At 35.1% G+C, this 23,995-nt stretch carries 25 protein-coding genes; 23 read left to right on the plus strand and 2 right to left on the minus strand.

Features of this window, described 5'->3' with window-relative positions; all coding sequences use genetic code 11:
- Nucleotides 1-107 precede the first annotated feature (107 nt).
- Both LQ226_RS10175 and LQ226_RS10180 read left to right on the plus strand, forming a co-directional pair.
- Nucleotides 108-374, plus strand: coding sequence for a hypothetical protein (locus LQ226_RS10175; RefSeq protein ID WP_231417786.1), 267 nt, complete (start codon nucleotides 108-110; stop codon nucleotides 372-374).
- A gap of 63 nt (nucleotides 375-437) precedes the next feature.
- Nucleotides 438-1,286: a protein phosphatase 2C domain-containing protein gene (locus LQ226_RS10180; protein ID WP_231417787.1), complete on the plus strand. Its 849-nt coding sequence runs from the start codon at nucleotides 438-440 to the stop codon at nucleotides 1,284-1,286.
- A 241-nt stretch (nucleotides 1,287-1,527) separates the two neighbouring features.
- On the opposite strand, the gene LQ226_RS10185 is transcribed toward LQ226_RS10180, so the two are convergent.
- Entirely contained in the window at nucleotides 1,528-2,022 is a 495-nt protein-coding gene (locus LQ226_RS10185; RefSeq protein WP_231417788.1) for a competence protein ComK, read from the minus strand.
- A gap of 432 nt (nucleotides 2,023-2,454) precedes the next feature.
- Here LQ226_RS10185 and LQ226_RS10190 point away from each other — a divergent pair, with 432 nt between their 5' ends.
- The 21 genes from LQ226_RS10190 (at nucleotide 2,455) to galE (ending at nucleotide 23,552) form a co-directional block, all read left to right on the plus strand.
- Complete coding sequence (locus tag LQ226_RS10190; protein ID WP_231417789.1) at nucleotides 2,455-2,967, plus strand: sigma-70 family RNA polymerase sigma factor; 513 nt, start codon at nucleotides 2,455-2,457, stop codon at nucleotides 2,965-2,967.
- A 243-nt stretch (nucleotides 2,968-3,210) separates the two neighbouring features.
- Nucleotides 3,211-3,960, plus strand: a complete 750-nt coding sequence (locus LQ226_RS10195) for a YveK family protein (protein WP_231417790.1) — start codon at nucleotides 3,211-3,213, stop codon at nucleotides 3,958-3,960.
- Nucleotides 3,950-4,648: a CpsD/CapB family tyrosine-protein kinase gene (locus LQ226_RS10200; RefSeq protein WP_231417791.1), complete on the plus strand. Its 699-nt coding sequence runs from the start codon at nucleotides 3,950-3,952 to the stop codon at nucleotides 4,646-4,648. The genes LQ226_RS10195 and LQ226_RS10200 overlap by 11 nt, the downstream gene beginning before the upstream one ends.
- Nucleotides 4,649-4,860: 212 nt before the next feature.
- Nucleotides 4,861-5,637 carry a tyrosine-protein phosphatase gene (locus tag LQ226_RS10205; RefSeq protein ID WP_231417792.1) on the plus strand — a complete coding sequence of 259 codons (777 nt, stop codon included), beginning with the start codon at nucleotides 4,861-4,863 and terminating at the stop codon, nucleotides 5,635-5,637.
- A gap of 398 nt (nucleotides 5,638-6,035) precedes the next feature.
- Complete coding sequence (locus LQ226_RS10210) at nucleotides 6,036-7,904, plus strand: polysaccharide biosynthesis protein (protein ID WP_231417793.1); 1,869 nt, start codon at nucleotides 6,036-6,038, stop codon at nucleotides 7,902-7,904.
- Between the two features lie 171 nt (nucleotides 7,905-8,075).
- Nucleotides 8,076-8,381 (plus strand): type II secretion system protein, encoded by a 306-nt coding sequence (locus LQ226_RS10215; RefSeq protein WP_231417794.1) that lies wholly within the window; start codon nucleotides 8,076-8,078, stop codon nucleotides 8,379-8,381.
- 475 nt (nucleotides 8,382-8,856) lie between these two features.
- Nucleotides 8,857-9,537 carry a PIG-L deacetylase family protein gene (locus LQ226_RS10220; protein ID WP_231417795.1) on the plus strand — a complete coding sequence of 227 codons (681 nt, stop codon included), beginning with the start codon at nucleotides 8,857-8,859 and terminating at the stop codon, nucleotides 9,535-9,537.
- 21 nt (nucleotides 9,538-9,558) lie between these two features.
- Complete coding sequence (locus LQ226_RS10225) at nucleotides 9,559-10,383, plus strand: formyltransferase family protein (RefSeq protein ID WP_231417796.1); 825 nt, start codon at nucleotides 9,559-9,561, stop codon at nucleotides 10,381-10,383.
- On the plus strand, nucleotides 10,383-11,042 hold the full coding sequence (locus LQ226_RS10230; protein ID WP_231417797.1) for a sugar transferase: 660 nt from the start codon (nucleotides 10,383-10,385) through the stop codon (nucleotides 11,040-11,042). Before LQ226_RS10225 ends, LQ226_RS10230 begins: the two co-directional genes overlap by 1 nt.
- A complete protein-coding gene (locus tag LQ226_RS10235) occupies nucleotides 11,039-11,842 on the plus strand; it encodes an NAD-dependent epimerase/dehydratase family protein (protein ID WP_231417798.1) in 804 nt (267 codons plus the stop codon). The genes LQ226_RS10230 and LQ226_RS10235 overlap by 4 nt, the downstream gene beginning before the upstream one ends.
- 20 nt (nucleotides 11,843-11,862) lie before the next feature.
- A complete protein-coding gene (locus LQ226_RS10240; RefSeq protein ID WP_231417799.1) occupies nucleotides 11,863-12,687 on the plus strand; it encodes a glycosyltransferase family 2 protein in 825 nt (274 codons plus the stop codon).
- A gap of 4 nt (nucleotides 12,688-12,691) precedes the next feature.
- The gene (locus tag LQ226_RS10245) at nucleotides 12,692-13,873 is read left to right on the plus strand and encodes a polysaccharide pyruvyl transferase family protein (RefSeq protein ID WP_231417800.1); all 1,182 of its coding nucleotides are present in this window, start codon (nucleotides 12,692-12,694) and stop codon (nucleotides 13,871-13,873) included.
- A gap of 275 nt (nucleotides 13,874-14,148) precedes the next feature.
- Complete coding sequence (locus tag LQ226_RS10250; RefSeq protein WP_231417801.1) at nucleotides 14,149-15,387, plus strand: O-antigen polymerase; 1,239 nt, start codon at nucleotides 14,149-14,151, stop codon at nucleotides 15,385-15,387.
- Nucleotides 15,384-16,295 (plus strand): glycosyltransferase family 2 protein, encoded by a 912-nt coding sequence (locus LQ226_RS10255; protein WP_231417802.1) that lies wholly within the window; start codon nucleotides 15,384-15,386, stop codon nucleotides 16,293-16,295. Before LQ226_RS10250 ends, LQ226_RS10255 begins: the two co-directional genes overlap by 4 nt.
- A 14-nt stretch (nucleotides 16,296-16,309) precedes the next feature.
- Nucleotides 16,310-17,365, plus strand: a complete 1,056-nt coding sequence (locus tag LQ226_RS10260) for a glycosyltransferase (RefSeq protein ID WP_231417803.1) — start codon at nucleotides 16,310-16,312, stop codon at nucleotides 17,363-17,365.
- 326 nt (nucleotides 17,366-17,691) lie between these two features.
- Nucleotides 17,692-19,071, plus strand: a complete 1,380-nt coding sequence (locus LQ226_RS10265; RefSeq protein WP_231417804.1) for an oligosaccharide flippase family protein — start codon at nucleotides 17,692-17,694, stop codon at nucleotides 19,069-19,071.
- Between the two features lie 114 nt (nucleotides 19,072-19,185).
- Nucleotides 19,186-20,064: a glucose-1-phosphate thymidylyltransferase RfbA gene (gene rfbA / locus LQ226_RS10270; protein ID WP_231417805.1), complete on the plus strand. Its 879-nt coding sequence runs from the start codon at nucleotides 19,186-19,188 to the stop codon at nucleotides 20,062-20,064.
- 16 nt (nucleotides 20,065-20,080) lie between these two features.
- Complete coding sequence (gene rfbC / locus LQ226_RS10275; protein WP_231417806.1) at nucleotides 20,081-20,641, plus strand: dTDP-4-dehydrorhamnose 3,5-epimerase; 561 nt, start codon at nucleotides 20,081-20,083, stop codon at nucleotides 20,639-20,641.
- A gap of 6 nt (nucleotides 20,642-20,647) precedes the next feature.
- Nucleotides 20,648-21,502, plus strand: coding sequence for a dTDP-4-dehydrorhamnose reductase (gene rfbD / locus LQ226_RS10280; protein ID WP_231417807.1), 855 nt, complete (start codon nucleotides 20,648-20,650; stop codon nucleotides 21,500-21,502).
- Nucleotides 21,503-22,522, plus strand: a complete 1,020-nt coding sequence (gene rfbB, locus LQ226_RS10285; RefSeq protein ID WP_231417808.1) for a dTDP-glucose 4,6-dehydratase — start codon at nucleotides 21,503-21,505, stop codon at nucleotides 22,520-22,522.
- Nucleotides 22,523-22,562: 40 nt separating this feature from the next.
- A complete protein-coding gene (gene galE / locus LQ226_RS10290; RefSeq protein ID WP_231417809.1) occupies nucleotides 22,563-23,552 on the plus strand; it encodes a UDP-glucose 4-epimerase GalE in 990 nt (329 codons plus the stop codon).
- 163 nt (nucleotides 23,553-23,715) lie between these two features.
- Here the strand turns inward: galE and LQ226_RS20930 are convergent, their stop codons facing one another.
- Entirely contained in the window at nucleotides 23,716-23,850 is a 135-nt protein-coding gene (locus LQ226_RS20930; RefSeq protein ID WP_255688479.1) for a hypothetical protein, read from the minus strand.
- Nucleotides 23,851-23,995: the final 145 nt, after the last annotated feature.

Here is a 23,995-nt window from a genome sequence, read left to right on the forward strand (position 1 = left end):
CGTGAGGTGGAATTATCCTTGTATACCAAAAATGAGGAAACGGTTGTCGAAATGTTGGAAATCCTGCATAATAGTAGTATCAAAGTTTCACAGGGAGGAATAGACAGATGAGTAATTTAGTGAAAGATCATGACCATTTAATCAAAAACGTTGGCGGGGTTGCTCAGGCGCTTAAAATAGAAGCAGATTCCACGGAATTTGGACCAGGGCATAATGACTTATACTTAAGCCTAAATGTGGGAGAGCAGGAAAAGTTATTCCCATTCCAATATAAAGAAGAGAAGAATGACTACCGCGTCCTTCAAATTCCTTTATCTTTCTCTGAGGAAGATATTAAGAATGGTGAAGTTGTGCAGGTTCAAGTACAAGACTAATAAATGAAATGGCCGATCTCATAAGGGGATGGGCCATTTTTTTTATTTAATGGAGGGGATCACTTGAGACACATTTCTTCTATTTATGAGAAAGGGAGCCGGCCGATGAACGAAGACCGGGTTGTCCTACATGAAGAAGCGGATCGCTACGCTGTTGTTGATGGGGCGACGGGCATAGATGGCATACCTGGAGAATTAGCTGCTTCGGTCCTTGCTCAGAATATGGAACAGCCACCAGGAGAGGTGGAACTCTTGTCCATCGTGAAGGTAGCGAACGAGACGCTCGGGCGTAAAAATGTTCGCGAATACGGGGGAGACGCTTCCATAGCTGATGTGCCTAAAGAGGCAAGAAGTACCTGCGGAATAGCTGCGATTCAACTTAATGAAGACAGAACATTATCGTACGTTCAAACAGGAGATTGCATGATTTTTGTTCAGTACAAAGATGGGTCCATTCGTGCTCTAACGTATGATCATGTGGCGCAATTTGATGATATTGCTTTGAAGAGACTTGAGGAGACGAGGGAGCGCGCATCTGGGGGCCAGCTGTTGAACGACGCGATTTTTGAACAAGAAATAAAACCTATCTTACTCGATAACCGAAGAAAGCTGAACACTAAGGAGGGTTACCCCATTCTAGATGGAAGCGAAGAAGCGCTGGATTTTCTCGATTGGGGCACTCTTCCTTTGCTCAACGTCGACCGTCTATTGCTCCTTTCTGACGGGCTTCAGCTACCAGATGGGAAGGGAGACGGGGAGATATGGATGGAAACAGCTCGCTATGCATTTACTTACGGATTAGAGGCTTTAAGGGATCGGGTTCATCAAATGGAAGAGGAGGATTCGGACTGTTTGAAATATCCCCGGTTTAAGAAAGCAGATGATAAATCTGGGGTTCTTATTTCCCTATAAAACTAGTAAACGATCGAGACGAAACACTGAGGCCTATGCTTGAATTGTCCATTTCAGGTGGACTTCAAGGTGAAGCACAGCACTTTAGTGGACGAAAGGGTGTCTGGCACGCGTCATTGTTTTACCGCAAGAAAGCAACCTTGGAACTCCGTTTTTTAGGCAAGAGAAAAGCCAGGGAACCCGTGGGGTTCGCTGGCTTGGTAATGGGGGATTGTGCGGGGTTTAGAGTTTTCTATCCTCGCTATCGTTCGTTTATGGAACTCATGTAACGGACCATAATCTCGCACGTGCGTTGAATTTGCTTTTGTAAGACATAAAAGGATACAGGCAGGTCGATTCTTGTGCCGTTATGGAAAATGACGTATGAGCTTGACTTGTCTCCGCCTTTGTCAGCAATGTGCCAAGGGAAGATCCACATGCAGCCGAACTGCTCAGGTGAAGCAGTAGGGCAAGCGAAAATGTTTAACTCGGGCTGAATGGCAACAGGTAGCTTCTTGTGGCAATTCAGTAAAACATTAATCGATCGGCGCATGGCGCTCGGAGAGCTCATCCAGTATAAGCAAGCAAGGTCGATCACCTTGGACGGTGTCTCGGTTAGGTAAACATCAGCCTTGAAGCGGTCGATGATGCGGGCTTGGTACCATTCATGATAAACAGGTAAAACGGCCAACGTATCCTTAGTAATAAGACCCTCGTAGAACGGATTACCGTTCGAATGTTCTGTATCTATCTTCATTTTTCTCAAATCCCCCTAGAGTTAAAGTAGTATACAACCGTGCGCTATCATAAGCCACACATGAAAGATCGGTCCTCCTCTCGCAATCATATGGCTATCACATCTGCATGTTCCTATGAAGTATAGGATAGAGATTCTGATGATCTTAAAATGTATGTAAGAAAGCGCTCACCTCAATACATATATTATAGTCGAATAATTCCAAATATTACAATATAAAATGTCTAAATACCTATAAAAATTACATAATACTTCATAAATTATGGGTAAATAGGAAGGTTAGTTGTCCGTTTTTGTTGTTTTATGACTGGAAACGTGACGTTTAGTTGAAGAAATACTCTCTTTGTCTCCATGAAGAAAGGCGCGGCTTTCTATATGCTTTCCTTACCGGCGGAATAAAAGGAAAAGCGCGCTTTTTGAAAAGAGGACATCGTGACAGATGTTAAAGAGGACTTTAGTGAGCTTGTAGAGCAGTTCACTCCTATGATTCATCACATTATTCATAAACTCAGGATTCGGGATCCTCACAAGGATTTTTATCAGGAGGGGCTTTTGGCACTGTGGGAAGCGGGAGAGAATTATCAGGAGGAAAAGGGGAAATTATCCTCGTATATTTACTTTATTGTGCGAAACCGGTTGATTTCAAAGATGAGGAAAGAGAACCGAATTGCAGAGAAAGATGAAGTCGTTACGCTTTTGTTAGAGGAGGAGTCCGTTTACTATGATTCATCCTTTGCTGTTGATCCTTACCTTTACCAGGGAATAGTTGGGACGTTAACGGGGAACCAGCGGAAGTGGTTTGATGGGTTTGTTCTACGTGAATTAACCATAAAAGAAATTGCTGAACGGGAAGGGACGACTCAACAGGCTGTGAAGAACTGGGGGAGGCTTGCTAGGGAGAAGTTGCGACAGCATCCTAGAATACTTGAGTATATTGGTAAATAGCGACAGAGCGCTCTTATAATAAGAGCGCTTTTATTTATTATGGCTCACTTTTTCAGGAAGTTCTAACTAAGAATTATGGTGTGGTTCTCGTGAGGATTTAAGAGAATATATAGATTTATAGGAATAACGAATTATAACGTAGGATATTGTTAACTTTTATAGAAATTTAGGTAAAAAACTAGAATATTGTGCTATAATGTGTCCATATCATAGAAGTAGTTACATATATTAGGGGGTTTACTGATGGAAGAAACGATTTCTCTCAAGGAAATCTTCGATGTGTTAAAGAAACGAATCGTTCTTATCCTATCTCTTATTGTATTAGCCACAGTCGTAAGTGGTGTCGTTAGTTACTTTGTCCTAACGCCGATTTATGAATCAAGCGCTCGATTTGCTGTAAGTGAGAAAACGCAAGAGCCGTCTGAATATAACTATAGTACGATCCAAACCAATGTCGGAATGATTGCGACATATAATGACTTGTTAAAGGATCCGTATATTTTAGATTATGTTATTGATGAACTAGATCTTAATGTAACCGCAAGTGAGTTAACGAATAAGATTTCTCTTTCAAGTGGAGCTGAATCGCAAGTGGTTAAAGTAACTGTAACAGACCCCTCCATTGAACAAGCAGTTAACATTGCAAACAAAACGGTTGAAAGCTTCGAGAAAAGAATACCTGATGTTTTCGAAGTAAATAACGTTAAGCCCCTGGCTGCAGCTGAAGTACCCAAAAATCCAAGCCCAGTGAAACCAAGCCCTATGCTTAATATAGCGATCGCCTTTGTGCTTGGTGCGATGGTTGGCGTTGGTTTAGCCTTCTTGTTGGAGTACTTAGATAATACGATTAAAGATGAACAAGATATCGATAAGACACTTGGACTACCGGTACTTGGTGTGATCTCAGAAGTAAAGGATGAAGACGTTGGCCCGGCACGTACGACACGATCTCATTCCAGGTCTTCCTCAAGGAGTGATTCACTTGGCGCGTAAGAAAAATAAGAACTTTATACAGAAAGCACGAACGCTAATTACAAATAGTAATCCAAAGTCTCCGATATCAGAGCAATACCGCACCATACGTACTAATTTACAATTTGCCTCTGTCGATAAGGAAACGCGTACCATACTCGTTACATCAGCTGGGCCAGGTGAAGGGAAGTCAATGACAGCGGCGAACGTTGCTACTGTTTTTGCCCAGCAGGGGAAGAAAGTGCTGTTGATTGACGCCGATCTTCGTAAGCCCACTATCCACTATACCTTCAGGGTAAGTAACTTAACCGGTTTAAGTAACTACCTTGTCGGTCAGAACAAACTATCTGACATCGTCTTTCAATCAGAGGTTGAGAACTTAAGCGTTATGCCCTGTGGTCCTATTCCACCTAATCCAGCGGAGATTCTTGGTTCCAATGCAATGACGAATTTAATTGAAGAAGCAAAGAACAACTATGACATGGTGATCTTCGATACGCCGCCTGTGCTAGCGGTAACGGACTCTCAAATTTTAGCGAATGCCTGTGACGGTGTCCTGCTTGTTGTGCGTAGTAAGCAAACACAACACGAAGCAGCCCAGAAGGCTAAAGAGCTACTAATCAACGCACAAGCTAAACTACTCGGTGTTGTCCTTAATGGGAAGAACATCAAAAAAAGCAACTATTACTATTATTATGGATCCAGCTAAAAGAGAGAAGTTACCTCTGTTTTCTAGAGGTTGCTTCTCTTTATTTTTAATAGGAAAATAGTTGTGTTTTGCTAGAAAACGGAAAAATTACTAGTATTCGACATTTTTCTTGGTTCTCAAGCGAATTCTAGGCTGATATAATAAATGAAATAATGAAAATATTTCCTTTGTACTAGATAAATAGATGTACGTAAGGGTGGAGGGTGAGTCTTTTGATCGATATCCATTGTCACATCTTACCTGGTTTAGATGATGGGCCGCAATCGATGGACGATAGTATTCGAATGGCACGAGCTGCCTATAAGGATGGCATCAGAACCATCATTGCAACCCCACATGACCAGAATGGGGCTTTTGAGAACCATCGAGAGGGCGTAATCGATTCCGTCCGCGCTTTAAATGAGGAACTAGAGGATCGGGATATTCCCGTAACGATCTTACCAGGCCAGGAAACTCGTATTCATGGAGATATGGTAGATGACATCACGAAAGGACGTCTCTTACCGCTAAAGGAGACAAGCGGATATATCTTTGTAGAACTTCCATCTGATCACGTTCCACGCTATACGAGTCAATTATTGTTTGACCTTCAGGTAGCAGGCTACAAACCAATCATCGTTCATCCGGAGCGCAATCGGGAACTCGTTCAGCATCCGGATCAGTTATACAAGTTCGTTAAGAACGGTGCCTTCACCCAAGTCACCGCTGCAAGCATAGCCGGTAAATTTGGCAAAAAAATAGCCAAATTCTCAGAACAAATGATCGAGGCGAATTTAACTCACTTCGTTGCTTCAGACGCACACAATACTTCGACAAGAAGTTTCTATATGAAGAGTGCTTATAACGTCATCGACCAGGAGTTCGGAACGGAAATGACCTATCAGTTTATGGATAACGCAGAGCTTCTGCTAGAAGGCAAGATGGCCGCCATGGACATGCCTCACCGAATTAAGCAGAAGAAATTTCTTGGGATTTTCCAAAAGAGATAAGAACACAAGTTATATTATTTGGCAATGCCTCCTAGCCACTATCATCGGAGGCACTCGGCCCTGCTGTGGGTGAAGCATAAGCTTAGCACCTTAGACGCTTGTCGTCAGTAGTGGGGTGTGAGGTGGGGTTTGATGCCCTGTTATGACTGGCAAAACAGGAGTGAGCAGAACAGTTTTCGCTTTCTCCTGCTGTTTGTCATGTCTTAAATACTTATTACGTCATAAATATAGGTTTGTGATTTCGCTAGATTGGAGCAGGTTGTAAACGTATATTTATGTCTCTTGAATACTTTCAAATAAGCTTTGAGAGGAGAGAGGAATGTGAATCGTTCCTTTTGTTTGCAAGAACGATATACCAACCAATTGAATAAACAACAGATGAAAAGAGGTGAGTACATATGACGTTTGGGAAGCGGTTGTTGCTATTAATGGTAATAGACTCTGGCATTGTATCGTTTTCGATTTTTATGTCGCACTTTTTCCTTAATCCTTATACCCATGTATTTGATACGAAAATGATCATGGCATCTATTACTCTACTCATTACGCACCATATATTTTCTTCCTTCTTCGGTCTTTACAGAAGGGTGTGGCGATATGCTAGTGTTCCAGAGCTTATTGGCATCGGTGGTGTGGTCACCTTATCCATTCTTAGTACAGCGGGGATGCAGTTACTCTTGTATCAAGATACTTATGAGCGAGCACTAGTTGTTACATGGATGCTACATATAATCTTAATCGGCGGTGTCCGATTTGCTTGGAAGTATTATAAAACATATGGGTTTCATTTTTCTTTAACGAAACTTAAGGAATCGAAAGAAGCAGCTATCCCATTCGTTGAAGGCCAAACGCGTACGCTTATTATTGGAGCTGGATCAGCCGGCCGGATGCTGGCACGTCAAATGAAGGAAAGCGAAGCGGCGAATGTGAAGCTGATCGGCTTTGTAGATGATGATTTTACAATGCGCCATTTGAACGTAACGGGTTTACCTGTCTACGGGGCCATTAAAGACTTATCCTCTGTAGTGGAAAAACAGGGGGTCAACCATATTGTCATTGCGATGCCATCGGTTGAAAAAGCACGTATTAAGGAGATCGTCTCTTTGGCTCAATCCGCAGTGAAAAATGTGCAGATTCTACCGATGATCGAGGATCTTGTAATGGGGAACATATCAGTTAATCAAATCCGCGATGTATCGATTGAAGACTTACTCGGCCGAGAGCCTGTTGAGCTTGATATGGGGAGTGTGTCAGAGACATTAACGAACCGCACGATTCTCGTTACAGGAGCTGGTGGTTCAATTGGATCTGAAATATGTCGTCAGATCTGTAAATTCGAGCCGAAACGAATCGTTTTATTGGGTCACGGTGAAAACAGTATTTATACGATTGAAATGGAATTACGAAATGTCTATAAAGATCGATTCGAAATTATAACGGAAATTGCTGATGTTCAACATAGAGAAAAAATGATGGCTGTAATGGCGAAGCATAAGCCTGACGTGGTTTACCATGCTGCTGCCCACAAGCATGTTCCGTTGATGGAACGTAATCCGGAAGAAGCGGTAAAGAATAATGTGATCGGTACGAAAAACGTTGCTGAAGCTTCAGATGCAAATGGCATTGGCACGTTCGTGATGGTATCAACAGACAAAGCCGTCAACCCAACAAGCGTCATGGGGGCCTCAAAACGGATGGCTGAAATGATCGTCCAAGACATGGATGCCAGAAGCGAAACCCGTTTCGTCGCTGTTCGTTTCGGGAACGTCCTCGGCAGCCGTGGCAGCGTCATCCCGCTATTTAAGAAACAAATCGCCCAAGGCGGGCCGGTTACTGTTACTCACCCGGATATGATTCGTTACTTTATGACGATTCCTGAGGCTTCAAGGCTTGTGATTCAGGCTGGGTCTCTAGCAAAAGGCGGCGAGATCTTTGTGCTTGATATGGGTGAGCCTGTTAAGATTACGCATCTTGCTAAGAACCTGATTCAGCTTTCTGGGTTTGAGGTTGATGATATTGGTATTGAGTTTACTGGTATGAGGCCTGGGGAGAAGTTGTATGAGGAGTTATTGGGTAAGGATGAGGTTCATGATGAGCGGGTTTGGGAGAAGATTTATGTGGGGAAAGCTTTGAACCTAAATCTTGATCATGTGATGGATACAATTGAGACTTATGATAGCGTTAGCCAAGATGTCTTGAGGGAGCGTGTTGTGGGCATTGCTAATGGACGTGTTGTAGAGGGAAAAGCACTGCTTGCAGTGAAGTAAACATGAGGGAGAATATAGCTGATTTGGTTGAGGCTATATTCTTTCTTTGTGTGTATGTATATTTAATAGGAAGAAACTCGGCACAGAATGATTGGGAATGGGTAATTTTTAGAAGTTAAATGAACCTAAATGACGTAGTCAATAAAGTGAGTAAACGAGTGAGGCCAGGGGATGAAATATCGATTTATATTTATACATAAGATTAAGTATGGTAACCAAGGGTTTACCTTGGTGGAGTTGTTGGCTGTTATTACAATTCTCGGTTTTCTATCAGCGATCGCTGTTGTTTCAGTTAGAGGAATTATTGATAGATCTGAAGCTGCTGCATGTCAGAGTAATCGTAATCATTTAGAACGGGAATATCATAGGCATTTGATAATGGAGGAGCTTGATCATTCGGATGAATTGTTTGTGATGTATCAGGATGGGTATGGGGAGATATGTTTGGTTGGTGGGGAGGTTGGCTCTTTTTCTTGATTTATTTTTAGGCAGAATGAATTGGGTTAAGGAAGAATTGCTAATAGATGATCGCTGTATATCGTGTTAAAAGCAGAGGATTTAGGTTTAAAAAATATTGATTAGATTGGCTTTTCGGAAATCTTATTAGTGGGGGGGATTGAATGGGGGTAAGGAACTGATTATCGTGGTTAGATTGAAGGATAGAAACCTTGCAGGGTAAGGGTTTGAGGCGTTTTTAGTGAGATTTATAGATTGAATGAATGGTCAATATAATAGGAAGAAACTCGGTTTGAAGTATTAAAATAGTAAATATCTATTTCGTATTTGTTTCGTAGATTGAATAGATATTACGAGGTGGCTATCAGTAGTAGATAACAATTTTAGTGGTTTAGTAGTTGGTTGGAGTAATAGATTTGAAGATTCCAAGTAAGTTCTAATCTACTAAAAGTTATTATAAGAAGAATGGATACTAAAATTAAGCGAGGTAAATAATATGTCATATTTAGTTGTTATTGCACACCCAGATGATGAAGTTTTAGGAGCAGGTGCTACTATGTATAAATTAGCACAGGAAGGACATTCCGTAAATGTCTGCATCCTTTCAGGTGATGTTAATGCTAGAAACTTCAGACCGAGCACGGAAGAGTTAAATGAAGATGTAAGTAGCTCGATGAATATTCTCGGTGCTGATAGAGTCATTACGGGCGAATTTCCAAACATTGAATTTAACATGGTCCCACATTTAAAACTTGTACAGTTTATTGAAAAAGAAATTATTGAGACTGGTGCGGATGTGATTTTTACACACCATCCAGCGGATTTAAATAACGACCACTTACACACTTCTTTGGCTTGCCAAGCGGCATCAAGGTTATTCCAAAGAAGAAGCGATGTTAAACCTTTAAAAGAACTACTCTTCATGGAAGTTCCATCATCTACGGAATGGGGACTAAACAAAACGATGAATCAGTTTTCACCAAACGCTTTTATTGAGGTTGGTGAAGAGAGTGTTGAGAAAAAGATAGAGGCTCTAGCTCAGTATAGGGGTGTAATGAGAGATTATCCTCATCCTAGAAGTAATGAGGCAATCAAAGGATTAGCAGCCTACCGTGGTGGCCAAGCTGGAATGGTTTATGCTGAGGCCTTTGAAAGTGTATTTAGACGTGGATTCTAGATAAAGAGAGGATGAGATAATTTGAAGAAAAAAATAGCTTTTGCTACTTGTGTACAATTAGGTCTGAGTTGTATTGAAGAAATATATCGCATTGGTGGGACTCTTGATTTACTCATCACTCTTAAAGATGAAAAAGCGAAGAATAAGTCAGGTAGAATTTATTTAGATGAGATTGCAAATGAACATAATGCACCCCTCTTGAAGATTGATAACATCAACGATCAAGAGGTTCTTAGTACTTTAAAAGAACACCAAATTGATTGGTTGTTTATTATTGGTTGGTCCCAAATAGCTAAGAAAGACGTCCTTGAAGGACCTACGTATGGTTGCATCGGTATGCATCCTACCTTATTACCAGTCGGTAGAGGGAGAGCAGCAATACCGTGGGCAATTATTAAAGGGTTAAAAGAAACTGGTGTAACTATGTTTAAGTTGGACGAAGGTGTAGATACAGGAGATGTTATTGGTCAAGGAGTTATTAAGCTAGATCAGAATACAACAGCAACAGAACTTTATCAAAAAGTGGACGATATGCACATTACCCTTATTGCAAAGTATTGGGAGGAAATAGTTAATAACAATATTACACTTACAAAGCAAGACGATGCGGTTGCTACAGAATGGCCAGGAAGAAAGCCTGAAGATGGTCAGATATTTAATAGTATGACTATGGATGAAGCGGAAAAATTAGTAAGAGCTGTAACTCCTCCGTATCCAGGTGCTTTTTATAAAGATGGAGATAAAACCATTAGAGTTTGGTCAGCGAAGACTGATAAACACGATGGTGATATAAAACTTAGTGATGGGTATTTAATTCCTATTGATTATAAGATTGAGGGATTGTAATGCAAGGAAAAAAGTCTCAAAGATTTATAAAGCGAATAATTGATATTGTAGTCTCATTAATAGTGCTTTTAGTGTTTTTACCACTGTGGATTATAGTAGCTGTATTAATTAAGGCTACTTCAAAAGGGCCTGTATTTTTCTTACAAGAACGACCTGGACTAAACAAACAAATCTTTAATGTTTATAAATTTCGTACGATGAAACCGGGATCGGACAAAATGGTTAAGGGTCAAGAGGTAATGAAAGACGATGATCGTGTTACTGCAATTGGAAAGTTGCTAAGAAGAACGAAGGTAGATGAAATTCCTCAAGTACTAAATGTATTAAAGGGTGAAATGAGTCTAGTTGGGCCAAGACCTGAAAGAATTGCATCCCTTTCAGATTACGATGATGAAATTTTAAAAAGACTTAACATTAGTCCGGGTATGACAGGCTTAGCACAAGTGAGCGGCAATATCTATCTTTCCCTAAAAAATCGATACAAGTTTGATGTTTATTATGTAGAGAATTTTAGTATATGGCTAGATTTGAAGATAATTTTAAGAACTATTGGTGTTGTGTTATTAGGGGAAGATAGATATGTTAACAAGTGCTTAGTTGAAATTAATCAAGGCGCTAAAGAGGTAGCTGCTACTAAAGAGGAGACTGTTTCAAAATGAAAAAGATACTTGTAACAGGAGCTAATAGTTATATAGGTAGGTCATTTCAAAACTTGGTTGCTCAATTTCCTGATAAGTATACAATAGATGCTATTAGTGTAAGAGATGATAGTTGGAAGGAAAGGTCTTTTATTGGATATGAGGTTGTTTTTCATACTGCAGCAATTGTCCATGTTAAAGAAAACGATACGGCTAAATATTTTAAAGTAAATAGAGATTTAACGGTAGAACTGGCTAAAAAAGCCAAAAAAGAGGGTGTGAACCAATTCATATTTTTAAGTACTATGGGCGTATATGGTAAGAATGGGAAAATCGGTGATGAAGTAATTATAACAAAAGATACAATCCCTAGACCTAAAACATATTATGGGATGAGCAAGCTAGAAGCTGAAAAAGAATTAATGAAGTTAACAGATAATAAATTTAAAATAGCTATATTAAGGCCGCCTATAGTATACGGGCCTAATTGTCCAGGGAATTATGCTAAATTAGAAAAACTCGCATTAAAAACGCCGCTATTTCCTATGATTCATAATCAAAGGAGTATGATCAATATTGAAAAGTTGAGTGCTGATTTGAAAAAATACGTAGACATTGAAGCCCATGGGATTCTCTTCCCGCAAGATGATGAATATATAAACACAAGCCTAATGGTGCAAAAAATTGCAGAGCAACATGGACGAAAGATAATACTGACTAAATCATTAGGTTGGCTTATAAAATTGTTTGGAAGTAAGGTTGGTGTTTTTAATAAGGTTTTTGGAAACTTAGTGTATGAGAAAGTAGATATTAAAAATTAAGTGGAAACAGAGGTAAGTTCATGAATGATTTAAAGTATTCCGTCTTAATGTCAGTTTACTATAAAGAAAATCCACATTTTCTTAGAGAGAGTTTATTAAGTATGTTTAATCAAACTGTAAAACCGGATGAAATTGTGTTAGTAAAGGATGGGTTATTGACTGACGAGTTAGAGAAAGTAATAAATGAGTTTAAGAGTGAAACCTTAAAAATTGTTGCTCTGGAAGAAAATGTAGGGTTAGGAAAAGCATTGAATATCGGCTTGAATAAGTGTGAAAATGAATTGATAGCTAGAATGGATACAGATGATATATCGAGAAAAGATAGATGTGAAAAACAGCTAGATTTATTTAGAAAGAATAGTTCATTGTCAATTGTCAGCTCAGCAGTTGCTGAATTTGATAAGGATATTAATACTATTAATGCGATAAAAAGATTACCTACACATCACGAAGAAATTATTAGATACAGTAAAAAAAGAAATCCATTTACTCACCCTGCGGTTATGTATAAAAAAAGTGACGTAATAAGGGCGGGAGGATACAAACATTTCAATTTATTCGAGGACTATTATTTATGGGCTAGAATGATTTTAAATGGATCGATTTGTCATAATATTGATGAGCCCTTATTATTTATGAGAGCTAATGCAGATATGTTTAATAGAAGAGGCGGTTTTCAATATTTTAAAGGTATATTTAAATTTAAATACCACCTTAAAAAAATTAAATTTTATTCTACAAAAGATTTTCTAGTTTCTTCTTTTTCTCAAGGTTTTGTTGCACTGTTACCAAATAAAATGAGAATTAAAATATATTCAATTTTTTTAAGGAAGAAAGTGAGCTAAGAATATGAACATACTTATATTAAATCAACATACTAAAAATTTTGGTGATGACATTGCAGGTATATCCTTAATCCAAGAATTAAGGAAAAGATTTAAAGATTGTAAAATAAATATTATATATAATACTAATGGGAAGCTAGAGGTCAATGACGACAATATTAATCATGCAACAGATCTGAGTCTAAAGAATATTGGATTGTTACAGATTTTGATTTTCCTATTTTTTTCTTTATTTAAGATAAAATTCATATACAATACAACCTTAAGGGAATTACAAAATTTAGTTAAGTCATCAGAATTCATTTTCGTATCACCCTGTGGTGCAAATATTGGCATATACAAGGATTGGAGATTTTTGATAAGGTCTTTGATAGTAATACTTCTTGGGGGAAAACTTATTTTTCATAATAATACCGTTGGAAGTAGTGGTAACTTTTTATTTGATAGTATTGCAAAATTTATTCTTAGAAGATCAGATGTATATGTTAGAGAACAGGCTAGTCTAGATTATCTTCATTCTATTAACGTATTCTCAGTAAGATCAGTTGATACAGCTTTCTTGTTTGAAGATGATACTTTACAAATAACGGAGGATTATACAGTATTCATTCCAACAAAACTAGAAACATGGCATCCAGATTTTAAAAATGAAGATCTATTTGAAGATCTAAAAAATAAAGTTTTAATTGATTATGTTAATTTTATACAAAATAATAGATTGAAGCTTTATATTTTACCTCACATGCATGGAGAGTACTTAGAAACTGAATTACACAATAGATATGTAAGTGAGTTTATAAAAATAGGCTTACCTAAGGAAAAAATAAAAATACTAAATATAAATGATGTTTATGACTACAATAAATATATTAAAAATTCAACTCTTGTGGTTTCAATGAGATATCACGGTGTCGTGATGTCTATTAAAAACTCAGTTCCTTTTATTTCACTTGGCTATGAAAATAAAATGCAGGAAGTATGCAAGTATTCAAATGTAGAAATGTTAAATTATAAACTAAAGAATTTTAAAAATACAGACTTTAATATTAAGTTTCAAAAAGTTTGGGAAAGAAGAAAAGAAATTACTAGTACTTTAAATGAGTCTAATAAGTATTTAAAACAGCTTGCATGTATAGCCATTGATCAAACAGAATTTTGTGTTAAAAACAACATAAAGATCAAATAGTATATTTTATACTAGTGTCACTTTAGTAATTTGTATGTAATAGGTTAGATGATACTTTTAATATTCCTCATTTTTCTTAGGACAAATAATTCCATGTGGGTTCGTTATAAAAATGTGCATTTAATATTATTTTCTTATTGCTGTCCTACTTTATGTTTAATCTAAACTTAATAATATTAAGCCGAGATAACTCCAGTTAAATGATCAACAGACTTAAATATTAGTCTAAACGAATTCATGAAACGGATCTACTTTAGGAATGGAGAAGATTTTAAATGAATTATTTACTATTTCTTATTATAATCATAATATTATATTCAATTAGAAATCTAAAATTTAAATTAAACGAACCTATCTTTTTATATACATTTATATGGTCAACAATATTAGTACTTTATTTATCACAAATAATTGGTATTTTAACACCATTATCTGCTCCGTTTTATTTTTCATTAATTATAAGCTATTTGATGTTCATAATGGGAAGTTCTATTGGTAAGAGAATAACAATACCACCTATATCTTATGAATATAATAGAAATAAACTATTTTTAGCGGCAACCTTCCTATTTTTTGTAATAACTAGTGCTTTTATGTTAACGATAGTTAAATTGGGAGCTCCTCCTGTACTTGGGGGATTATCACGGGAACATTACTATATTGGATATTTAGAAATCCTTTATTTGACTGTATATGTATTCTGGTTTATCGGTTTCTATCTAATCTTTCAAAAGTACAGAGTTAAAAGTATTTTAATTATGATATTACTATCATTAATTATTATAGTATTAAAAGGAAATAAATTCCCAATAATATATTTTCTGTGCTTACTCCTGTATTTTAAATCTCAGGGAAAAAGTATTAATATTAAAACTTTTTTACTTTATACAGTTGTTATTATAACGGTATTTACTGGTGCGATGTATTTATATGTTGATAACTTCCAAAGTTATATTAGGTATAAAACAAACTTGGTAGATTTCAATTTGAATGAAAATTTATGGTTTTTAATTGATCCATTGTTGTATTTAACAAGTAATTTCATGAATTTAAGTAACTATTTGGGTGCGAATACATCACATAGTTTTGGATTGAGCAGTTTATCAGGAATTCTCTCATTTACTCAAACAAAGGATTTATTTTTAAATAAATTTACATTAATTGAAGCCGGGTGGAAAGAGAACTTGATTTACCCATGGTTAACTACTGGGACATATTTAAAAGAAGTTTTTATTGATTTTGGCTTTATAGGGATAGTTTTATTCCCGTTTTTTTATGGTTTTTTCAGCGGGAAATATTTCAGTTTGGTAGTCAAAACTAACTATAACTGTTCAATTTTCAATTTGTTCGTTAGTTTCACATTCTTTTATTCCATATGCATTAGCTTTTTTACATTTTATTTTAACAGTATAGAATTAGTATTAAATCTTATTTTAGTTTATTTTATCCATAGATTTGCTGCTAAAAAAGTTAGAAGGATTTCCTCTTCTAATGAAATGGGGGTAGAGGCATGATCAGTGTAGTAATTGTGACATGGAATTGTGAAAGAGTCATAACAGACTGCTTGAAATCATTGGAACAATATTTACCAAATAGTGAAGTTATAATTGTTGATAGTAATTCACAGGACAAAACCTGTAAAGTTATTGAGGATTTAAAACAAGGAAATATAAGATTAATAAAACTGAATGAAAATGTAGGATTTTCAAAAGGTAATAATATTGGAGTTAGTTATGCTAAAAATGAAAATATATTATTACTCAATCCAGATACCGTATTAATCAAGCCAGGATTAGAAAAAATAGTTGGATATTTAAATGATAAGATTGGACTAATTGGTTGTAAATTATTGAATCAAGATTATTCTTTGCAACCTTCGTGCTACATGTTTGATACTCCAATCAATATAGTTATTGAGCAATTTCAAATTGGGAGGTTTTTTCCAGATAAATACAAAAAACGATTTTCACCGTATTTAGGTGATCACAATAAAAAACTGTATGTTGATTGGGTAATTGGTGCATTTATGATTATATCAAAGGACTTGTATGATAAAGTGGAAGGATTTTCGGAAGATTATTTTCTTTATTCCGAAGATATGGACCTTTGCTACAAAGTATCACAAAAAGGAATGAAAGTTTTATTTACACCTGACTATGAAATTATCCATATAGGTGGACAATCAGAGGCAAATGATAGTAATACATCTAATAAATTTAAAAAAATGTTAGATAGTCGACTGGTTTTTTCTAAGAAGTATAATCATAGACGAAATATGAGAACATTTCTTCTTTCTTATACCATAAAGCTCTTTATATTTAGTATTTTACGCTTTATTACTCAAAACAATAAGCAGGTACAAAGTAAATATAATAAATATAAGAACTACAGAATCTATATTAAACATATTTTATCTGAGTAAGGGTAGGTTATAAAATGAAGATAGTATATGTTATATCTAATTTAAAAAAATGTGGTCCTGTTTTTGTGTTGTATGACCTGGTTAAAGAGCTATCAAAAAAGAAAGGTTTGGATATATATATAATTACTCTAAGCTCGGAAACATCTCTATCAATGGTTGATGATTTTAAATATCTTGGGGTTAAAATCTTTTCATTGGATAATATAAGTAGATTCAATTTTTACAAATACCATAAGAAAGTTAAAGAAGTTCTTGTAAGCATACGCCCTGATTTACTACATGCTTTCTGCTTTAGAAGTACTTTATTAATTTCTTCTATTAAATATGTTGAAAAATATGTAACCGTTCATAATTATTTTAATTCTGATTTTAAATATAGACACGGCAAATTATTAGGTTTTGTCATGGAAAGGTTATTTTTATCTTCAATCAAAAATTATAATAAGGTGATATGCGTTTCATATAGTCTTAAAGAATATTTAGATGAAAAATATTCTTTGACCAACACTTTTGCAGTTTATAATTCTGTAGAGAGATATACTACAAAAACCAATATAATTGATCATTCTGGTGAAATTACTTTTATTATGGTTGATGAACTAACAGAATTAAAAAATAATGAATTTGCAATTCAATCTTTTGTAAATGTTTTTGGGAAGCAACATAGATACAGGCTTAAGATATATGGAGTTGGAAAAGATTTTATAGAATTAAAGAATAAGTACAATAAGTATTCTAATATTGCGTTTATGGGCTTTGTTGAGGATAAGGAGGAAATATTTAATAATGCACACTATTATATATCAGCGTCAAGAACTGAATCATTCCATTTATCTTTTGTCGAAGCACTTGTAAATAATATTTATTGCATAGTATCAGAAATTCCAATCCATAATGAAATTAAACAGTTATATGTAAATTCATGTGAGACTTTTGACTTAAGAGAAAATGATGGACTAATAAACCCATTAAAAAAAATAAAGAACAAAAATAATTTAGAAATTGACAATACTAATTTCTTCAAATGTGAGGAAATGGCAAATAGGTATCTAAGCTTATATTCCCAATAAATTGTTGCCTTTTTATTTTTCGATAAGCGATTATAATTATTAAAAATGCAAATTAAATTAAGAAGTAAGTAGGTTGCCACATTATTTAGGTTTTTAAAACCAATGGTTATGTAAAATGGTATTTAAAATAAACGAAGGAAGTTTAGTTAGGATTTAGCCTATAAAAATACTATATTACTGATTTTTGCATTGTCAAAAAACTATCGACTTAAATAGTAGATGGGATCGAAAAAAGAGGGTTATAGAGATTTAGTTTATACTTAAACACTAAGCCTTACATGCCTAATATAGATTTCGTTCTTTCAACGAGAATAGGTGCTTATTTAATGACAAAGACTAAAAAGTTACTTATAAATACTGTGATTTTTGGGATAGGCAATATTGGTAGTAAATTAATTTTGTTTATATTAATACCCATATATACGTTTTACCTTAGTACAGAACAATACGGATATGTGGATCTAATTACTACTATAATAACTTTAGCCATTCCTACTGTATCTTTCTGTATATCTGAAGCAGCATTGCGTTTTGCTCTTGATAATAAAAATAACCATATAGTAATTTTTAATACAGGATTCGTCACTATAATTGTGTCATCAGTAATTTTATTATTAATAGGTGTTATTATTGGCAATATTATTCAGGTTGATTATCTATTTTTAATAATGTTTGTATTGATTTTCCAAATGATAAATATATTTTTATCGCAATATATTAAGGGGTTACAAAAGAATATTATTTATTCATTAAATAGTATTATCTTGTCTTTTCTAATGCTTATTTTTACTCTTGTATTCTTCAATATGAATCTTAATGTTTTATATGCTTATTTTTTTGCACAGTTACTTGCATATATGTTCAGTGTAATGTTTATTATGATATTTGCCGGTGTTTTAAAAACTGTAAATTTGACGAAATTTAATATGAATATATTAAAGAGTATGATGATATATAGCTTTCCTCTAATACCCAATCAACTTATGTGGTGGGTAATGAATCTTTCTGATCGATTTTTTATTAGTTATTTTATAGGATTATCGGGTAATGGAATTTATGCTGTTGCATCTAAAATTCCCAGTATATTAAATATAGTGTCCGCGGTTTTCATTCAGGCTTGGCAAATCTCAGCGATTGAAGAGAAAGATAGCCGTGAAAAAAATATTTTTTATAGTAATGTATTTAACAACTTATCATCATTTCTTTTGATAATTATTAGTATGATTTTATGTTTTTTAAAGATAATAGTAGATTACTTTTTGGCGGAAAGTTATGGTAGTGTGTGGAGATATGTCCCATTTCTTTTATTGTCACTTCTTTTTTCTAATTTTTCTATGTTTATTGGGATGAACTATTTAGCAAATATGAAGACTTCAGGGATTTTTAAGACCTCAATTTATGGGGCAGTTGTTAATATTGTTTTGAATTTCTTACTGATTCCTCAATATGGAATAAATGGTGCAAGTATTGCAACTATGTTAAGCTTTTTGGTTGTTTGGATAATAAGGATGAGTGAAACACGCCATTTTGTGCAAATAAAAGTAGACTGGATGACAATGGTAAGTTCATTAACTTTTATTTTATTACAAATTGTATGCCTGTATTTCAGTTTGGTAGTAATTAACTATATTTTATTTGGCTTAATATTATTATTGAATATTAAGTATATAAAACGTTGGCTGAAATTGATTATTAATAGGGATTAATGGAATTTATATTAGATTATTACCTAAAAATTAGGGATTTATTTATGATAAAAAAGGTAAAGATGCTTTAAGACACTTAATTAATAATAAATGATTCTAATGAGGAGGTTATTTATGAAAGGCATTATTTTAGCTGGTGGTAGTGGAACTCGTTTGTACCCATTAACAATGGTAACCAGCAAACAGCTGTTGCCGATTTATGACAAACCTATGATTTACTATCCATTATCAACCTTAATGTTAGCGGGAATAAATGAAATTTTAATTATATCGACTCCAGAAGATACTCCTCGTTTTGAAAGTTTATTAGGGGATGGTTCTCAATTTGGTATCTCGCTTCAATATAAAGTTCAACCAAGTCCTGATGGTTTAGCCCAGGCCTTTTTAATTGGCAAGGAATTTATTGGTCAAGATTCTGTAGCCATGATATTGGGTGATAATATTTATTATGGTAGTGGCATGAGGATAATGCTTCAACGAGCAGCAAACAAAGAATTTGGAGCAACTGTGTTTGGTTATCACGTACAAGATCCGGAACGTTTCGGAGTTGTAGAATTTGATGCGGAAGGCAAAGTAATCAGTGTAGAAGAAAAACCAAAATTTCCAAAATCAAATTATGCTATTACCGGCCTTTATTTTTATGATAACCGTGTTGTAGAGATTGCTAAAGGAATTAAACCCTCTGAACGTGGTGAATTAGAAATTACATCTGTTAATGAGGCCTATTTAAATACTGGAGAACTTAATGTTGAACTTTTAGGTCGTGGATATACATGGCTGGATACTGGCACTCACCAAAGTTTAGTTGCGGCAACTAACTTTGTTAAAACTGTAGAAGGGCATCAAGGTATAAAAATTGCTGCACCTGAAGAAATAGCATATATTAATGGCTGGATTGGTAAAGAAAAGTTAATTCAATCTGGTGAGCTATTTTCTAAAACGGGATACGGCCAATATCTATTAAAAGTTGCCAATGGAGAAATAAAGTACTAATCATGAGAGGTGAAATATGAAGGTTATTGGAACGTATTTAGAGGGCGTATTAGTTATTGAACCAAAGGTCCATGGTGATCATCGAGGTTGGTTTATGGAAACATACAGTGATGTAAAATTCTCAGGGTCTGGAATAGAGTTGAATTTTGTTCAGGATAATCATTCATTTTCTGCAGCTAAAGGTACATTAAGAGGACTGCATTATCAATTAAACCCTAAAGCGCAGACAAAGCTAGTACGTTGCACACAAGGGGCTATTTTTGATGTTGCTGTTGATATCAGAAAAAATAGCCCTTCTTTCGGTGAATGGTTTGGGATTAAATTAACTGAAGAAAATAAAAAACAATTATTAGTGCCAAAAGGCTTTGCACATGCGTTTATAACTTTAACAGATAATGTTGAGGTACAGTATAAAGTAGATGAGCTTTACTCAACAGAAAATGATCGAGGTATTATCTGGAATGATCCTAAAATTGGTATTGAGTGGCCAAGTGATATAACTCCTATTCTGTCAGAAAAAGATCAAAAGGCACCTCTATTAAAAGATGCTGAAAATAACTTTAATTATGGAGAGTAGTGTAATATGAAGGTTTTAGTAACTGGTTATACTGGTCAACTTGGTTTTGATGTTGTACAAGAAGGTAAAAAACGTGGATTAAATATGATAGGAATTGGCAGGGAAGATGTAGACATTACTAATGAAGCGCAAGTATATCAATATGTACAAGAAACAAATCCAGATGTGATCATCCATTGTGCTGCATATACAGCAGTTGATAAGGCAGAGGATGATAAAGAAACATGCTGGAATGTAAATGTATTAGGTACAAAATTTATTACTACAGCAGCTAAGAAAGTTAATACAAAGTTGATGTATATAAGTACTGATTATGTTTTTGATGGTAAAGGTGAGGAGTCATTTAAAGAAGTTGATAAACCCGATCCTGTTGGTTATTATGGTTTAACGAAATATGAAGGAGAAAAAGTTGTAAGAGATTTGCTCGAAGAGCATTTTATCGTTCGTATTTCATGGGTTTTCGGAATCAACGGACATAATTTTATAAAAACCATGCTTCGATTATCTGAAACTCGAAATGAAATAAATGTTGTCGGCGACCAATATGGTTCACCAACGTATACATTTGATTTAGCACGTTTATTAATCGATATGATCCAAACGGAAAGGTATGGTGTCTACCTTGCATCAAACGAGGGATTTTGTACATGGGCAGAGTTGGCTTCTGAAATCTTTCAACAAGCCAATAAAGATATTAAAGTAAACGTAACCTCAACAGAAGAGTATCCTACACGTGCTGTTAGGCCAAAAAACTCACGTATGTCAAAGCAAAAGCTAATTGATAATGGATTTAAGCGTCTACCAAAGTGGCAGGAAGCCTTAAAACATTATTTAAATGAATTAGCACAAGAGGTGAAATAAGTGGAACGAAAAAAAATTCTTGTTACAGGTGGTGCCGGATTTATCGGCGGTAACTTTGTTCAATATATGGTGGACAAGTATCGACAATGTGACATTTATAATTTAGATTTACTAACCTATGCTGGTGATTTAACAAAGCACAAGCATATTGAAACAAAAGAAAATTATTATTTTGTAAAAGCGGATATAGCTGAACGTGAAAAAATTATAGCACTTTTTGAAAAGGAAAAATTTGATTACGTTGTTCATTTTGCTGCAGAAAGTCATGTTGACCGTTCCATTACAGATCCAGGGGTATTTGTGCAAACGAATGTAGTCGGCACACAAGTATTATTAGATGCATCAAGAGCCGTTGATGTTACAAAATTTGTACATGTTTCAACAGATGAAGTATATGGAGAGCTAGATTTTGATGCAACTACATTCTTCACAGAAGAGACACCATTACAACCCAATAGCCCTTATAGTGCAAGCAAGGCGTCATCTGATTTATTAGTTAGATCCTATCACGAAACATATGGATTACCTGTAAACATCACTCGTTGCTCTAATAATTATGGTCCCTATCACTTTCCTGAAAAATTAATTCCATTAACCATTTCACGTGTCTTAAAAGATCAAAAGGTTCCTGTTTATGGTGATGGGAAAAACATTCGTGATTGGTTACATGTAATTGATCACTGTGCAGCGATTGATTTAGTACTACATGAAGGGGTTAATGGTGAGGTTTATAACGTAGGTGGTCATAATGAACGGACCAACTTAGAAGTAGTTAAAACGATAATAAAACTTTTAGGTAAAGCTGAAGAGTTAATTGAGTTTGTTAAAGATCGACTAGGTCATGATAAACGTTATGCAATAGATCCTACTAAACTTGAAAATCTAGGTTGGAAGCCTAGTTACACATTTGAGACAGGAATTTCCCAAACTATTCAATGGTATCTTGATAATAAAGAGTGGTGGGAGAAAATTATTAGTGGGGAATACCAGAACTATTTTGAGAAGCAGTATACTCTCTAACATTTAATGATTAAAATTCTAATGAAAGGAGGTTGACATAGTGACTATCTTAATAACTGGTGGAGCAGGGTATATTGGTTCTCATACAGTACGATATTTCCTAGGTCAGAATGAAGATGTTGTTGTTGTCGATAATTTACAGAGCGGTCATAGACAATCAATTAATAAAGAACAACTCTATCATATTGATCTTAGAGATAAAGAGGAGTTAGACAAAGTTTTTAAATCACATAACGTTGAAGCGGTAATTCACTTTGCTGCTAATTCCTTAGTCGGTGAGAGTATGACTAAGCCGTTTGAGTATTATGATAACAATGTTTATGGAATGATGTGCTTATTAGATGTAATGAAAGAAAATAACGTAAGCAAAATTGTTTTCTCTTCAACGGCAGCTACCTATGGGGAGCCGAGGAACATTCCTATTCTTGAAAAAGATGAAAATAATCCAACGAATACATATGGCGAAACAAAATTAGCTATGGAAAAAATGATGAAATGGTTTGATCAAGGTTACGGTATTAAATTTGTTTCTTTAAGGTATTTTAACGCTGCAGGAGCTCATGAGAGTGCACGAATTGGAGAACATCATGACCCGGAGACTCATTTAATTCCATTAGTTTTACAAGTTCCACTTGGTCAAAGAAATAAAATTTATATGTACGGTGACAATTATCCTACGGAAGATGGGACATGTGTAAGGGACTATATTCATGTAATGGATTTAGCATCAGCACATTATTTAGCATTAGAGTATTTAAGAAATGATAATCCAAGTGAAATCTTTAATCTTGGTAATGGAAATGGCTATTCAGTTAAACAAGTGATTGATGTAGCAAGACAGGTAACGAAACATCCAATTCCAGCGGAAGTGAAAGAAAGAAGAGCTGGTGATCCAGCTGTCTTAATTGCTTCTTCAGAGAAAGCAAAAAGTATTTTGGGGTGGAAACCTCAGTTTGATTCATTAGAGAAAATAATTACTGATGCATGGAATTGGCACAGAAATAATCCTAATGGTTATTCAACGAAATAGTAGCTTCATGCAATACGAGAAATGGATTAGATGGCAAAGGCGTGACTTTATTGCTTTGTGTCTGGACGCTTGGCGATTTGAAAAGAATAATAAAGAATTTTGATTTGAAAATTACCCGCGGGGCTCATTTTGGCTCGGCGGGTATATTTGTCATGCTTAATTTTTATGCATTTAATATCTGTTCATCTATAATTTTGCCCTCTTCTAAATCAATAAACATCGCAGTAATTTTTAACCGTAACAATCTTGGAGGATATTTAAGTATGATTTCATATATTTTTTCATTGCTTACTGCCATTGTATATTTAGTAATATCATCTTTATCGTATATAGCTAATCTACCGTAAGTACCACGGGGACGGGTCCCTTGGTACAAATAAAGCTACTGCTATTTGGGAAGTAAGCACATGTGGGTCATTTTTTTCCCGCGGTGGATCAAAAAG

The organism is Pontibacillus sp. HN14 (assembly GCF_021129245.1).
Lineage (GTDB): Bacteria > Bacillota > Bacilli > Bacillales > BH030062 > Pontibacillus.

What these genes read in the sequence shown, in the direction of transcription:
- LQ226_RS10265 (WP_231417804.1), top strand. Translation starts at nt 17,692, where the DNA reads ATGACAAAGACTAAAAAGTTACTTATAAATACTGTGATTTTTGGGATA.
- LQ226_RS10215 (WP_231417794.1), top strand. Translation starts at nt 8,076, where the DNA reads ATGAAATATCGATTTATATTTATACATAAGATTAAGTATGGTAACCAA.
- LQ226_RS10175 (WP_231417786.1), top strand. Translation starts at nt 108, where the DNA reads ATGAGTAATTTAGTGAAAGATCATGACCATTTAATCAAAAACGTTGGC.
- LQ226_RS10195 (WP_231417790.1), top strand. Translation starts at nt 3,211, where the DNA reads ATGGAAGAAACGATTTCTCTCAAGGAAATCTTCGATGTGTTAAAGAAA.
- LQ226_RS10240 (WP_231417799.1), top strand. Translation starts at nt 11,863, where the DNA reads ATGAATGATTTAAAGTATTCCGTCTTAATGTCAGTTTACTATAAAGAA.
- LQ226_RS10230 (WP_231417797.1), top strand. Translation starts at nt 10,383, where the DNA reads ATGCAAGGAAAAAAGTCTCAAAGATTTATAAAGCGAATAATTGATATT.
- LQ226_RS10185 (WP_231417788.1), bottom strand. Translation starts at nt 2,022, where the DNA reads ATGAAGATAGATACAGAACATTCGAACGGTAATCCGTTCTACGAGGGT.
- LQ226_RS10250 (WP_231417801.1), top strand. Translation starts at nt 14,149, where the DNA reads ATGAATTATTTACTATTTCTTATTATAATCATAATATTATATTCAATT.
- LQ226_RS10260 (WP_231417803.1), top strand. Translation starts at nt 16,310, where the DNA reads ATGAAGATAGTATATGTTATATCTAATTTAAAAAAATGTGGTCCTGTT.
- LQ226_RS10210 (WP_231417793.1), top strand. Translation starts at nt 6,036, where the DNA reads ATGACGTTTGGGAAGCGGTTGTTGCTATTAATGGTAATAGACTCTGGC.
- LQ226_RS10235 (WP_231417798.1), top strand. Translation starts at nt 11,039, where the DNA reads ATGAAAAAGATACTTGTAACAGGAGCTAATAGTTATATAGGTAGGTCA.
- LQ226_RS10255 (WP_231417802.1), top strand. Translation starts at nt 15,384, where the DNA reads ATGATCAGTGTAGTAATTGTGACATGGAATTGTGAAAGAGTCATAACA.
- rfbA (WP_231417805.1), top strand. Translation starts at nt 19,186, where the DNA reads ATGAAAGGCATTATTTTAGCTGGTGGTAGTGGAACTCGTTTGTACCCA.
- LQ226_RS10245 (WP_231417800.1), top strand. Translation starts at nt 12,692, where the DNA reads ATGAACATACTTATATTAAATCAACATACTAAAAATTTTGGTGATGAC.
- rfbD (WP_231417807.1), top strand. Translation starts at nt 20,648, where the DNA reads ATGAAGGTTTTAGTAACTGGTTATACTGGTCAACTTGGTTTTGATGTT.
- LQ226_RS10220 (WP_231417795.1), top strand. Translation starts at nt 8,857, where the DNA reads ATGTCATATTTAGTTGTTATTGCACACCCAGATGATGAAGTTTTAGGA.
- rfbC (WP_231417806.1), top strand. Translation starts at nt 20,081, where the DNA reads ATGAAGGTTATTGGAACGTATTTAGAGGGCGTATTAGTTATTGAACCA.
- LQ226_RS20930 (WP_255688479.1), bottom strand. Translation starts at nt 23,850, where the DNA reads ATGGCAGTAAGCAATGAAAAAATATATGAAATCATACTTAAATATCCT.